The organism is Arenibacter algicola, from assembly GCF_000733925.1.
Classification (GTDB): Bacteria; Bacteroidota; Bacteroidia; order Flavobacteriales; family Flavobacteriaceae; genus Arenibacter; species Arenibacter algicola.
Genome location: NZ_JPOO01000003.1, coordinates 926,332 through 941,000 on the forward strand (window position 1 = coordinate 926,332; position 14,669 = coordinate 941,000).

The following is a 14,669-nucleotide window of genomic DNA, read 5'->3' on the forward strand; positions in this document are numbered from 1 at the left end:
GTAAAATATAGGAAGTCCAATACATTCAAATAAGGTTTATTTGTACAGGGCTGTAATACCTTTAGCTGGAAAAACCTAATAATGTTTTCGTTACAGACCGCCTGATCTATTGCAACCAAAAATATTTATTGATATGAGAAAAAGCTTTCGAAATTTATTATGGGGCGTACTCCTTGCGGGCGTATCCTGTTCAGAGGCCCCAAAAGGGGAAACAGCCGCAACATCCTTGCCCGTTTATAAGGATGTACCCTATCTGCAGGATTACAGCATAAAATATGACAAACAAGAGGATGACCTGCAATTATTCGAAGCTTTTATGGACCGTAACGGGGTTATTCAGGTTTCCTCTTCGGACGGAATTTTACGTACCCACGATGGACAATTTCTATATCCCGGTGTTCTTTTACAGGATAAAACCTACCGCCCGCTGACCGATAAAAATATTTCGGCCATGACCACCTATCAAGACCAGTTTGTATATCTGGATGACAAGGCAGTACTCAGCAATGCCTGGGCAGGAAGCCTATACCTAAAACACTCCTTACCCAAAGCAAATATTATTGCGCCAGGAAAGGATTTCGAATTCTTGATCGGCGATGGACAATCGCTTCAATATGTTTCCAAAAACAGTAATGGTTGGCAGGGAGCCCTATCCAAGGATAAGGCCATAGCCATTAAATTCGACCAAAAAACCAATGCCTTCTGGATTTTGGGGGAAGAATCCGTTAGCACCTTCAATCCGAAAGAAAAAAACTTAAAAACCGTCTTTGAGGGGAGTAATTTTACCTCCTTCGCCCTGTTGGACAATACATTGATATTGACCACCCTGGATGGCTATTTCGAAGTAGATGCCACTTCTGGACAACAAATTGGGGAGAAAAAGACCAAATTGCCCTGGACGGAAATCAATTATGTAGAAGAAATTGACGGAAATCTGTGGTTCGGTTCTACCAAAGGGGCATTTATGCTGAAAGATGATGGCAAATTTAATTACTACTATGGAAAACGTTGGATGCCCAGCAACAATGTTCAACACATTTCCAAAGGTACTGATGGTTCCATCCTTATATTGACCGAAACTGGTCTTGGACAAATCGTTTTTGAGGAAATGACACTTTTTGACAAGGCTCAATTTTATGAAAAACAGGTACGAAACAGGCATATTAGACTGGGGTTCAATGCCACTCTTGTGGATATGGACAATGGTAATTTTGATACGGGCCGACTCTCGGATTCCGATAACGACGGACTATGGACCACTATGTACCTAGCAGGACAAGTTTTCCGATACGAGGTAACCAAATCCGAAGATGCCCTTCAAAACTGTAGGGAGGCTATGGATGCCATGGAAAGGTTGTTCAGTATTAATCCTGTTCTAGGATTTCCTTCCAGGTCCTTTGAGCGAAGTGGGTATATAGAACAATTACATGATCCAGACAGATGGCAACATAGCAATGATCCTGAATGGGATTGGAAATCAACCACAAGTAGCGATGAGGCCATTGGTCACATTTTCGCCTATGGTGCCATGGCAGAGCTTATGGACAACGACCTAAAGGATCGTGCCATTGTTCTAATCGACACGCTAATGAGCCATATCGTTAGAAATGATATGTATATGGTAGACTACGATGGCAAACCTACCACATGGGGCCGTTGGAATCCGGAGTACGTAAATGCCCGTCCAAAAATGGTGGGAGATCGTAAAATAAACGCTTCCAATATTATTGGCATGCTGCAAACGGCCTATCATTTTACTGGAAAGGAAAAATATAAGGAAAAAGCTTTTGACCTAATGGACAACCACGGGTACTTGGACAATTTAATGTGGCCCATGAAAGATGTTGCCATGGCTCCGGACGATGCGGATGATTGGAGCAAAATGCTATCCGAATCCTGGAACCATTCCGATGACGAAATGTACTTTGTAGGCTATTGGGGCCTTTATAGATATGCCTTTAACGACACGCTAAAAACCAAATTCAAGGAAGCTATTCTAGACCATTGGGAAATTGAACGCCCAGAAAAAGAAGGTGCCTGGAATATTATGACGGCCCTCACCGGGACCCAGGAGTTCGACTTGGGGGAAGCGGCCTGGTACCTTAGGGAACACCCTATGGACATGGTTGCCTGGGAAGTCATGAACAGCCATAGAAAAGATATTACATTTATAGAACCTAATTTTAGGGAACAGACAACAGCAGAGGTATTACCCCCTGATGAGCGCCGAGTACAAAGACATAACGCAAACATGTTCACATTGGATGGTGGCCGAAATGGTACAGAGGAATTCTCTGCAGGGGATATCTGGCTACTCCCCTATTGGATGGGCAGATATTTAGGGGTTATTAGCGCTCCTCAAATTGAGGATTGAAAATTGAAAATAACAGAAACAGGTAAAATGGTATGGACATCCAAAAAAAACTCATGAAATTAAATTTAGAAAGTAAACCAATACTCCTTCTCTTCATGACGCCCATACTTTTTAGTGCTTGTGGAAAAGACAATTATAAAATGGAAAAGCAGATTACCCAGGATTTCACTTATAACCATGACTTGGACAACAACGACAATTTTTCCCCGGACGATGAATGGCTGGTATATGACACCCGAACCGAAACAGGTGGTATTGGGGCAAATGGTAAAATTGAAAAGGTACATGTTGAAACCGGCGAAAAAGTAGTTCTGTACGAACTAGAACAAAACAGGGCCTATGGTCCGGGCGTGGGAGCTGTCAGTTATAGCCACACCAACAATGAGGTGGTTTTTATACATGGATTATTGAATTGTACCCAGGATAAGCCGTATGAGCAATGGAGAAGAACCGGGGTAATAATCAAGGACGACCAACCTGGACAGCCCATTTTTATGGATGCCAGGGACATTTCCTTTCCGTTTACAGTGGGGGCCTTGCGCGGGGGAACCCATAGACATGAATTTAGTGGCGATGGAAAATGGATAGGCTATACCTATAATGATGCCATTATGAAGAAACTTGAAGATTCCACCGGTCTTACCCATAACCTTAGAACTATAGGGGTTTCCAAAAAAGATCATCCAGTATCAGTTGCGGAATCCCAGGACGGTGAGAATTTTTCTGGAGAATGGTTTAGTACGTTGGTGGTAAAAGTAGTACCAAATCCCGTTCCCGGATCTGATGAAATAAGTAGGGCGGCAGGTGACAGCTGGGTGGGACATTCCGGCTACTTGAAATCCGATGGCGCTACACAAAGGGCAAGGGCCTTTATAGGCTCCACAATAGGTAAAAATGGGGAACAGGTAGATGAGGTCTATATAGTGGATATCCCGGAAGATATCACCATTCCGGGAGAGGCTGCCCTTGAGGGTACCGAAACCAATTTGCCCGCGCCCCCTAAAGGAACCCGGCAACGTAGATTAACCTATACAGCCAATAACAAGTATCCTGGTTGCGAAGGTATTGTACGTTCCTCCTTTGGGGGAAGTATGCTTGCCTATATTGCCAAAGATGACCACAACATTAAACAGATCTTCACCATATCTCCCTGGGGAGGCGAGGCCATACAACGTACTTTTCACGACTCGGACGTGCAAGGCGGTATACGTTGGCATCCAAAAGAGCATCGCTTGGTCTATGTCTGGCAGAACTCCTTGGTAGGACTTAAAATAGAGGATGGCACAAGTACCATCTTGACAAAACCTTCCCAAAATCCACCAAAAAATCCGGTTTGGTCCCACGATGGAAATAAAATAGCCTACAACCGAATTGTTTCCAAAGACGGGAATACACCCACCATGCAAATATTCGTCATTGAAATGTAACCAAACCAATATGTATAGAATTCTATTTTCATTAGCCTTAGCCCTGATTTTTTCCTTGGGAATCTGTGCACAGGAGACCACATTTTATCAGGATGTTGCTTTTATAAATAACATTTCTGTTGGACTTCCCGAGGGCAGTATTGATCAGATATCAATAGTTGACAATACTCCTATAGCTACAACCACTTCTGGGCAGTATGAATGGAAGGATTCCAAATGGATCAGAAGTAAAAAGGGGTATTCGGCCGCTTCCCTACCCAAATTAAAAGGTCTACCAGAGGAAGCCGGTAGGGTCCTCAGCAACACAAATTTCGGGAATACCACCTATGTAGGTTGTGAAAACGGACTTTATGTGAAAATTGACAACAACAAGTGGAAACGGGAGCTTCCCTCGGACATAAATTATAGTTGGGCCCTAAAAGAGGTCGCAGCCCTAACAGTAGATACAAAAAACCGATTGTGGTTTGGTGCCAAACAAGGCATAGGCCGATTAGAGAAAGGTAAATGGACGCTGTTTACCGGAAAGGAAGGAGTGCCCTACACTAATTTCACCTGTGCAGCTTCCGGCCCAAAAGGTCAGGTGTGGTTTGGTACTGAATATGGAGCATTCAGAGTGGAAGAGAATGCTTTTTTCTATAGGGCAAACCGCAGATGGCTTCCGGACAACCACGTAAATTCCATTGCCGTTGATGCCAAGGGTACAGCCTGGATCGCCACCAAAAATGGCCTTGCCCAAATTGTTTCCCAGAAAATGACCTACCCCGAAAAGGCAGCCTATTTCACACAACAGGTAGAGGACAGACATAACAGAATGGGGTTTATCTGTCAAAGCCACTTAACAGAACAATTTGATATAAACACCAGCCAACTGGCCATCTCGGATAACGATGGGCAGTATACCGCCATGTATGGAGCCGCCCAGGCTTTCCGATATGCCATTACCAAAGATCCCGAGGCCCGGGAACTGGCCAATAGAAGCTTCTACGCCCTAAAATGGCTGGTAGACATTACCCATGAACCTGGGTTTCCCGCAAGGGTGATCATTCCTGTGGATTGGCATGAACCTGTTAACGAGCAGTACAATAGGGAATACAATCTCCGACGTCAGGAAATCGACCCTTTCTGGAAAGATATATTTCCCCGTTTTCCACTTAGTGATGACGGAAATTATAGATGGAAATGCGATACCAGCTCGGACGAATTGGCCGGACATTATTTTTATTACGGTATTTATCACGATTTGATAGCGGAAACCAAGGAAGAAAAGGATGCCGTTAAGCAGGTGGTCGCCGATGTAACTGATCACCTTATAAAACATGGTTTCAAATTGGTGGATTATGATGGGAAACCCACGCGTTGGGGGAGTTTTGACCCCGACTATTTTAATTCCATCTGGGGCTGGGATCAACGTGGACTAAATGCCATGATGATGCTTTCTTTTTTAAATGTTGCCTCGCATGTAACCGGAGATCCCAAATATGATGAGGTTGCCGAAATGTTGCGGGAAAAGGAAAATTATGATATCTATGCCATGCATGCCAAAGAATTTTTCCCGCCGGAGAATGCAGTGCCCTGGGACAATAATTTAGGACTAATGAGTCTGTATGGCCTCATCAATTACGAGAAGAATCCGGAAAGACAAATTATGTACCGTATTGCCCTAGAGAATGCATGGTTGCATATCAGTAAGCAGAAAAATGCCTTTTGGGACGGGCTCTATGGTGCTATGGCCGGTTTTTTTACCCAAAAGGTGGATGAAGGCTTTTTTAAGCCACAAGAGCTGTTTACAGAAAATCCCTTGTTTGCCAAGGCCAGTATTGACAGGTACTACAAGAGTAGCTTGGACAACCGCTATATGACAGAAACCCTACAACGTATTCCCTTGGACCTTATAGGATATGATATGGACAACACCCACCGCCTGGACATACAATTGGACCCAACTCCGGGACAAGTAAAGGATATGGGCTGGGGCAATGACACCTATGCGCTGCCCATTGATGAAAGGGGCCACGTAAGATTGGACAGGGATGCCACTGTTCTCCATGATAACGAAGGTAATGGCTATGCCGAGCACGAAGGCACCTTTTACCTCCTTCCCTATTATTTGGCGGCCTACCATAAACTAATTGAACCTTAGTTGGAAATAGTAAGTATATAATCGGTGTCGAACCTTATTGTTTTAATCAAATGAAAAGGTTTTATACAAAAGTGTTATTGAATGTCCACATAGATCATAATTATGGCTCTCCTCAAAATGTGTTGCCAAACCTTATTTTACCAATTACTCACAACCCTCTTTTCTTCTTGTATCAATCAAATAAATGATCTTATAAGTGCCTTGGTCATTAAACAGTTGAAAGGAATTAACGCCACAATGACTAAAACTATCGTTCACCCAAAATTCGTAGTTGGTCCATGCATTGGCCATAGCGCCGTCAATTTGAATATTATAGGACTTTATTTTTTCTTCAAATTTGGTGGTAACGGGTATGGATACTATGGATCTTAGAAAATGGCTAAAATTATCCGTTTTTACTACCTCCCTCCCATCCGCATCTTTTCCAATGGTCTGTAGCACAATATCCTTGGAAACCGTTTCCTTTAGGGCCATTGAATCCTGCTGGTGAAAAGCCTCGAAAAAAGAATCTATGGTCCTTTTAACCATTTCCTCCCCACTGTTTTGGGCATAGGCAAAATTAATTGCCAACAAAAAAACTAAAACGAAAATTCTAGTATTGTTCATATTTATAAGGTCTTGAACGTCACATAAAAAAAATCAAAAAATAAAAAAAATTGGAACTAACTATTGCTAGATTCACAATTTTTGGAACAAATCATTACTTTTATCCCACCAAATACAATCTAGATGTCCACTGCCAAAAAAGAATACAAAAGAGTAACAGTAAAATCTCTCGTTGATATGAAAAAAAACGGAGAGAAAATATCGATGTTGACGGCTTATGATTATTCCATGGCAAAAATTGTCGATGCCGCCAATGTGGATGTAATATTGGTAGGAGATTCTGCCAGTAATGTTATGGCCGGACATGAAACCACCCTACCCATTACCTTGGATCAAATGATCTATCATGCCTCTTCGGTTATACGGGCGGTAAACCGTGCTCTGGTAGTAGTGGATATACCATTTGGAAGTTATCAAAGCGACCCCAAGGAGGCGCTGCGCTCTGCCATCAGGATCATGAAAGAAAGTGGAGCCCATGCCGTAAAGGTTGAAGGTGGGCAGGAAATAAAGGAATCTGTAAAAAGAATTCTTAATGCAGGCATCCCCGTAATGGGACATTTGGGCCTAACCCCTCAATCCATTTATAAATTTGGCACTTATACCGTAAGGGCCAAAGAGGAAGAAGAAGCACATAAACTCATTGAAGATGCCAAACTTTTGGAAAAAATGGGGTGTTTTGCCATCGTTCTTGAAAAAATACCCGCCAAATTGGCCAAGGAAGTAGCAGAAAGTGTCTCCATCCCCATTATTGGCATTGGTGCAGGAAATGGTGTGGATGGACAGGTGTTGGTGATTCACGATCTATTGGGAATAACCCAGGAATTCAATCCAAGATTCCTGCGCAGGTATCTCAACCTGTTTGAGGAAATGGGCAATGCCATTTCCAAGTATGTAGACGACGTAAAAACGAGGGACTTCCCTAGCGACGAGGAGCAATACTAAATAAAAGTAAAATTATTCCCGCATAAGGCCCGCCATTTTATTGCGCGCATGTGCTATGAACTAGATAATCAATTCTTTACAAGTGTCCACAAAAATTATTTCCACCCCTGAGAATCTTCAGGTACTATACGAGGATAACCACCTTATTGCCATCAACAAAAGGGCGGGTGATATAGTGCAGGGCGATAAAACCGGGGACACTCCGCTCAGCGAAGTTGTAAAACAGTATCTAAAAACCAAACATAATAAACCTGGGAACGTTTATTTGGGGGTGGCACACCGGCTAGATAGGCCAACTACAGGTATTGTGGTCTTTGCCAAAACCTCGAAGGCCCTGCCCAGACTCAACAAATTGTTTGCTGAAAAAGATGCCCAAAAGACCTATTGGGCGGTAGTCAATAAAATGCCTGAGAAGGAATCGGATACCTTGACCCATTGGCTGAAACGAAATCCAAAACAGAATAAGTCCTACGGCCATAAAAAGGAAGTTCCCGATAGCAAAAAAGCCATTTTGGACTATAAGGTAATTAAGCAGCTAGACCGTTATTTTTTATTGGAAATCGATTTGAAAACAGGGAGGCACCATCAAATTAGGGCACAATTGGCGGCTATTGGGTCTGTTATAAAAGGGGATCTAAAATACGGGGCGGATCGAAGCAATAAGGACGGAAGCATACACTTGCATGCCAGAAGCCTTTCTTTTATACATCCCGTTAAAAAAGAATTGTTGCAACTTATAGCGCCACCCCCAGAGGATAGCATTTGGAATGCTTGTTTATGATATTTATAGCCATCATTTATAGGACCTTACACTCTCAATAACTACAGAACTTAAAATAAGTATTCCGCCCATTACCGTTGTCCAACTAGGAATTTCCGAGAGGAAAAACACCCCTATCAATATTCCGTATACCGGTTGCACACTGCTTAGGATACTCACCGTAGTAATACTAAAATGCTTAAAACAATTGAGGAATAGGGTATGCCCAATAGCAGTAGTGAACAGGGCCAATGTTAGCAGTGCCGGCCATTGGTCGGCAATGGCATCGACCTTATAAATAAAAAATGCCGGGGCCAATATAAACCCTACTATGCCCGTTTGGTAGGTCATCATTAAAGATCCGTTGTAATGGGCCGCCCTGGACTTTAGTATAATATTCCTGATAGCATAGACAAGTGCCGAAAAAACACCAAGACCCACGGCCACGCTATGGGTATTGCCGGTTTCAAAGTCGGGAGCCAGCAAATAAATGCCGCCCAATACCAAAAGTCCCAAAACAAAATGAATTCTTTGGAACGGCGTTTTTAAGATCAATGGCTCCAATAATGCTGTTATAATGGGGTAGGTAAACATGGACAACATACCAATGGCCACATTGGAAAGCTGTAGGGCATAAAAATAGGTCAACCAATGAATACCCATGAAAATACCACTTAAAAAAATAATAGGGTAATCCTTTTTGGCAATGCGGAACGATATTTTCTTCCACTTACAATAGAGCAAGAGAAACAAAAATGCCAATCCCGCCCTACTGGCTATGGTAACAGGTACCGGCAATTGTACATATCTACCCAGAGCTCCGGAAGTACTAATAAAAATCATGGCCAGATTAATCTCCAGCAAATGGTTTATGTGAAGGCTTTTACTTTTCAAGAATATATTTTATCGGGTCACGGACATGGCCTTCTCTTTAATAATTTGTGCTACGGGTTTATTTTGTAGATGACTTTCCAACCAAGAAATAATATCCAAATATAAGAAAGCACGTTTTTCATAGGGATGGTTTTCATATTTCTTTAATTCATCGTACAGTTTTTGGAACTCATTGGGCAATTCGTGTGGGAAAATATCGCCCAAGCGTCTTAAAAATTTGATCATTTCCTTCTGTACGGCATGTAGATCGTTCATTTTTAATAAGAACTTATAGGTGCTTTTCAGCTGCACTTCCAAATGATAGTCCATACCTGCCTCGTAATGGGCAATAAGACTTAGCACTCGGGCAAAGCACATTAAATCTTCCCGCATTTTTAGGTTCTTATTGTTAATGATCCTCTTTAAATATTGAATACAGGTTTTGTTGTCACCATATCCAAAATAAAGGCAGGCTATCTTATAGTACAATACCATTACGTGATGCTGGTCTATCCTATCCTTATGTTTATTGATACCGTATTCTACTATTTTGACCAAATATAGGCCCTTTTCAAAATTGCCCTCCAAGAAATGAAGGTTTAATTTATTTAAATTGATATATAAAAAGGCCAAGGACGCTATATTGTCATTGTCCGGAAATTCCTTGCTTCCCACAATTTTTTCCAATTTCTCCAAGGTTTCCTTGAATTGGGAGCTATATTTTACATAAAATAAGGATTCCAACAAATAATGATTTCCCTTTAAAAAGAATACGGGGTTTAAATAGATCATTTCCTTATTATCATAAAAAAGATCTACCCATTTACTGGAATACTTATAACAGGACAAAAAATCCTGGGTCAGGAAACTGTACCAAAGATGCGCCTTGTACAGCCAAAGTTTTTCCCTAAAGCCCAAGTCTTCCATCTTGTACTTTGGCATGTGCTTCTCGAAATATTTCTGAACCCTTTTAATATCCTCATCGCTTCTAACATAGCCAATTTTTAACATCTGTCCATATAGCTGTAGTGCCAGATTGGATAATTTACTGGTAATTACATTTTGTGCCGAAAGTTGTTTGGCCTGTACGGCAAGTTCATCTGCCCTGTCCGGAATACTACGGGTTATATACTGGGTCTCTATCAACTTCTCAAATTCAACAATTTCATAGGCCACGTTTTTCTCCTCATTTTCAATTGCGGTAGCCTTGGCCTTATCCAATATTTTGAGACTCTGCTTGTACAGTCCCTTTTGGTAAAGAATTGTGGCAAAATCCAATTGCTCCCGGATCTGCACCCTTATATTTTGATTTACCGGGTTTAACCTAAGGCTCACCAAGATCTGCTTGTACAGGTGGGCCTTAAGGTTGGACAACTGGGCCTTCTTTACTATCCCATTTTCCAGTATTAATTTTTCATCATATACCTTAATTTTATCCATTAAATTAAAAAGGGCAAGAAATTTGGCATCGGTATTCACTCCCAAGCGCCCAACATACAATTTAAATTGACGTTTCTCTGACTTGGAAAGTGATTTGACCAAAACGAATAATGCATCTTTATGAGCATTTGTCATCGTAATAATAAAGGTTTATATAATTGATAATCAGTGTTTTAAATACTTCAAAAAGTTATTTAACGTTGTAAATGCTATTTTGTAATTAGGACAAGCAAACCTACTAGTACTATATTCGTATAGCGCACATAAAATTACGTAAATATAATGAGCAAAGAAAAGGTACATATTTTTGACACAACACTTAGAGATGGAGAGCAAGTCCCCGGATGTAAATTGGATACGGACCAAAAATTAATTATTGCTGAGAGATTGGATCTTTTAGGGGTAGATATTATAGAAGCCGGTTTTCCTATTTCGAGCCCAGGAGATTTTAATTCTGTGCAGGAGATTTCAAAAATTGTAAAGAATGCAACGGTATGTGGACTTACGCGTGCTGTTAAGAAAGACATTGAAGTAGCTGCAGAGGCTTTGAAATATGCCAAAAGACCAAGGATACATACAGGTATTGGAACCTCCGAATCCCATATTAAATTCAAGTTCAACTCCAATAAAGATGCTATAATAGAACGGGCCATAGAGGCGGTAAGTTATGCCAAAACCTTTGTTGAGGATGTAGAATTTTATGCCGAGGACGCAGGAAGAACGGATAATGAATTTTTGGCAAGGGTCTGTGAAGCTGTAGTTAAGGCAGGAGCCACCGTATTGAATATCCCTGATACCACTGGTTACTGTTTGCCAGAGGAATATGGGGCCAAAATAAAATATTTAAAGGAAAACGTAAGCGGTATTCACAAGGCTATTTTATCCTGTCATTGTCATAACGACCTGGGATTGGCTACCGCAAACTCCATTGCCGGGGTAATCAACGGTGCCAGACAAATAGAATGTACCATTAACGGTATTGGTGAACGGGCCGGAAATACTGCACTAGAGGAAGTGGTAATGATCTTAAGGCAGCATCCTACCCTAAATTTGGACACCAACATCAACAGTAAATTGTTATACGACACCAGTCAGATGGTATCCCAAAAAATGGGAGTATATGTTCAACCCAACAAAGCCATTGTGGGTGCCAATGCATTTGCACATAGTTCAGGAATCCATCAGGACGGAGTAATAAAAAATAGGGAGACCTATGAAATAATAGATCCGGCAGATGTTGGGGTAAACGAGTCTTCCATTGTACTTACCGCTAGAAGTGGTAGGGCGGCCTTGGCCTACAGGGCTAAAAATGTAGGATACGAACTTACCAAGACCCAACTGGATGTGGTTTACCAGGAGTTTTTGAAATTCGCGGATAAGCAGAAAGAAATTTTCGACGAGGATATACATGATATCATCGTTGCCAGTGGCATTAAAATAAAAAGCATAGCTTAAAATGAATCTAAAGATAGCTCTTTTAGGGGGAGATGGCATTGGTCCAGAGGTCTTGGCCCAGTCTGTAAAATGTTTACAGGCTGTTGAAGAGACATTCAACCATCATTTCACTTATACAGAAGGGTTGATCGGAGCTGTAGCAATGGACAAATACGGCTCCCCGTTACCAAAGGAGACCATAGATCTTTGCAAGGCTTCTGATGCTATTCTTTTTGGGACTATAGGTACCCTGAAATATGATGAAAACCCAAGTGCAAGAGTACGCCCCGAACAGGGATTACTTCAGTTGCGCAGGGAATTACAACTTTTCACCAATATTAGGCCCGTAAAGATTTTTCCAACCTTGGTAAATAAATCACCTCTAAAAAAGCACGTTATTTTTGGAACGGATTTCGTTATCTATCGTGAGCTTACCGGTGGAATCTATTTCGGTGAAAAAAAACTAAGTGAGGACGGAACAGTTGCTTCCGACCTATGTGAATACTCCGAAAAGGAGATTAGTAGAATTGCCCATTTGGCCTTTAAAGCCGCCAAAAATAGACGTAAAAAATTGACATTGGTAGACAAGGCCAATGTCTTGGAGACCTCTAGGCTATGGCGCAAAGTGGTCATCAGAATATCGGAGAGCTATCCAGAAGTACAGTTAGATTTTTTGTTTGTGGACAACGCTGCCATGAAAATGATGTTGGATCCAAACGACTTTGATGTTATCCTGACCGATAATATGTTCGGCGACATTTTATCTGACCAAGGCAGTGCCATTTGCGGATCCAAGGGACTCCTACCTTCGGCCTCGATTGGTAATGAACATGCCATGTTTGAGCCTTTTCACGGTTCCTACCCCCAGGCAGCGGGAAAAAATATTGCCAATCCCGTAGCCTCAATTTTATCTACTGCCATGATGCTGAGCCATTTCGGATTGCATGAAGAGTCGCTAGCCGTGGTTATAGCGGTAGATAAGTCCATGAAAAAACATGTGGTTACCAAGGATTTGAACGCTTCAAGCAAATACGGCACCAGTCAGGTGGGGGATTTTATAGCCGGAAACATTATAGATTCTGATGAAAACCTCAATTATAACTACGAAAACATAGGGTTGGGAAGATCCACTATCATCTAATTACCGTTTAGTAGACTACCTCGGGGCAAGCGTTGGAGCACCTACTTGCGGAAGGCAGGTTTAAATCTCGATTATCGAGTAAAGTTCATTTTCTTTTTATGGATTTTTTCTTTCTAAAATAGGAAGGATAAATATCTGGGCCAAACTCTAATTTAATGCTGATTGCTTTATACCTCAAGTAGTTGAAGTATGAAGTTGTGAAAGTCTTTCTTAAAACTATCGTAATTGCTACCCGTTGCCGGACCGTTGAAACCAGTGTATATTTTTTGTACCTCACCCCTTTTGCCTATAATTATAGTTGTTGGAAAGGAAAGTACATGATTCAACATGGGTAATTTTTTTTGAGCCATTTCCTTATCTATACCTCCGTATTGAGCCAACAAAATGGGGTATTGAACCCCTATTCTATTTTTAAGCCTATTAATGGATTTATATGCGGCCTCCTTGGTTTTAGCGTATTCGAAAGCTAGGGCGATAACAGCTATTTTTTCATTGGAATGTTTTTCTACATAATCTACCAAAAACTTGGTTTCATCCAAACAGTTTGGGCACCAGGTCCCCATAATCTGAACGATCACTACCTTATCCTTAAAAACGGGATCAGTCAATGAAACCAAATCACCTTCAGAATCAGGGAACGAAAAGCTTAGCCTATCATACCCTTTTTTCAAATACGTCAAAGCCTCGGAATTGGGCAACTCGTAGTTTTCGTTTCTTTTCGCCACGAAAAACTCCTTGGAATGCTTTCCGGAGTAAAAAACTCCCACCATGGAGCTATCTGTAGTTTTGGCTTTGAACAAGTATGCCCGGGCGCCATCAAAAGTGGAGAACTTTACAGAGTCCACACTATTGATCCCTTCCAAAAAACGGTAATCTCCTGTGGCGGTCCTAAAGGTTCCGGAAACCTTGTCATCTACCTGCCTGAAGGTTCCCTTGGCCATATAGCTTTCCCCATTTCCAGGTTTGAACTCCACCTCCCAGTCACCAGAAATATTGGTATTGGGTATACCACTGCTCTTAAAGCGTTCCTCTATCCCATGGACCGCCTTAAAGGGCAAAACCCTTTCTTCATTTTCTTTAATAAATTTTCCTTTTATCTCTTTGTCCGTAAATTTTCCTGCCAAGTATCCTTCAAAAACCGGCAATCTAATGACCACAGAATCTTTCATCACCTTTATTTCGTCAATAAAAATAGTTTCATCGGCGTTGTACAATTCAATTGTGTTTGCTCCACTTGCGGTGTTCTTAAGGTTAAAATTGAAAGGTAAAAGTTGATGGTCACCTACTTCCAATTGGGCCAACCAAATGCCTTCTTCCAATACAATAGCATTAGAATCTTTACAGCTATTGAACAGTGTAAATAGAAAAAATATGAAGAAAATGTGCTTCATTTTTAAATTATAATTAAGTTGAGAGGGAACCTCTCTTAGGGGGGATTTTTGGCCAAATTCACATAATGATCGAGTGAATTGAAAAGAATGTTGGAAAAAACATAAAGTTAAGTAACAAAAATTTTTGGATATTAAAAAATA

Annotated in this window: 11 protein-coding genes; 7 read left to right on the plus strand and 4 right to left on the minus strand. The window is 41.3% G+C overall.

The annotated features are described in order from the left end of the window. Positions 1 to 133 precede the first annotated feature (133 nt). From U735_RS0114250 to U735_RS0114260, 3 genes are read left to right on the plus strand one after another with little or no spacing between them, the layout of a single operon-like run. Entirely contained in the window at positions 134 to 2,374 is a 2,241-nt protein-coding gene (locus U735_RS0114250) for a ligand-binding sensor domain-containing protein (protein ID WP_031444467.1), read from the plus strand. 53 nt (positions 2,375 to 2,427) lie between these two features. Beyond that, on the plus strand, positions 2,428 to 3,801 hold the full coding sequence (locus tag U735_RS0114255) for a DUF3748 domain-containing protein (protein ID WP_180994033.1): 1,374 nt from the start codon (positions 2,428 to 2,430) through the stop codon (positions 3,799 to 3,801). Between the two features lie 10 nt (positions 3,802 to 3,811). Continuing rightward, complete coding sequence (locus tag U735_RS0114260) at positions 3,812 to 5,941, plus strand: two-component regulator propeller domain-containing protein (RefSeq protein ID WP_051892157.1); 2,130 nt, start codon at positions 3,812 to 3,814, stop codon at positions 5,939 to 5,941. Between the two features lie 144 nt (positions 5,942 to 6,085). On the opposite strand, the gene U735_RS0114265 is transcribed toward U735_RS0114260, so the two are convergent. Beyond that, positions 6,086 to 6,547: a 3-methyl-2-oxobutanoate hydroxymethyltransferase gene (locus tag U735_RS0114265; protein ID WP_031444470.1), complete on the minus strand. Its 462-nt coding sequence runs from the start codon at positions 6,545 to 6,547 to the stop codon at positions 6,086 to 6,088. Between the two features lie 123 nt (positions 6,548 to 6,670). Between U735_RS0114265 and panB the strand changes: the two genes are divergently transcribed. After that, on the plus strand, positions 6,671 to 7,489 hold the full coding sequence (gene panB, locus U735_RS0114270; protein WP_031444471.1) for a 3-methyl-2-oxobutanoate hydroxymethyltransferase: 819 nt from the start codon (positions 6,671 to 6,673) through the stop codon (positions 7,487 to 7,489). Positions 7,490 to 7,571: 82 nt separating this feature from the next. Continuing rightward, on the plus strand, positions 7,572 to 8,270 hold the full coding sequence (locus U735_RS0114275) for an RluA family pseudouridine synthase (protein ID WP_031444472.1): 699 nt from the start codon (positions 7,572 to 7,574) through the stop codon (positions 8,268 to 8,270). Between the two features lie 12 nt (positions 8,271 to 8,282). On the opposite strand, the gene U735_RS0114280 is transcribed toward U735_RS0114275, so the two are convergent. Next, a complete protein-coding gene (locus U735_RS0114280) occupies positions 8,283 to 9,143 on the minus strand; it encodes a DMT family transporter (protein ID WP_031444473.1) in 861 nt (286 codons plus the stop codon). Between the two features lie 9 nt (positions 9,144 to 9,152). Beyond that, complete coding sequence (locus tag U735_RS0114285) at positions 9,153 to 10,697, minus strand: hypothetical protein (protein WP_031444474.1); 1,545 nt, start codon at positions 10,695 to 10,697, stop codon at positions 9,153 to 9,155. Between the two features lie 147 nt (positions 10,698 to 10,844). On the opposite strand from U735_RS0114285, the gene U735_RS0114290 reads away from it, so the two are divergent. Continuing rightward, on the plus strand, positions 10,845 to 12,017 hold the full coding sequence (locus U735_RS0114290; RefSeq protein WP_083260688.1) for a 2-isopropylmalate synthase: 1,173 nt from the start codon (positions 10,845 to 10,847) through the stop codon (positions 12,015 to 12,017). A gap of 1 nt (position 12,018) precedes the next feature. Beyond that, positions 12,019 to 13,137, plus strand: coding sequence for a 3-isopropylmalate dehydrogenase (leuB, locus tag U735_RS0114295; RefSeq protein WP_031444476.1), 1,119 nt, complete (start codon positions 12,019 to 12,021; stop codon positions 13,135 to 13,137). 167 nt (positions 13,138 to 13,304) lie between these two features. Here leuB and U735_RS0114300 read toward each other — a convergent pair whose 3' ends face one another. Continuing rightward, positions 13,305 to 14,528, minus strand: coding sequence for a peroxiredoxin family protein (locus tag U735_RS0114300; protein WP_031444477.1), 1,224 nt, complete (start codon positions 14,526 to 14,528; stop codon positions 13,305 to 13,307). Between the last annotated feature and the right edge of the window lie 141 nt (positions 14,529 to 14,669).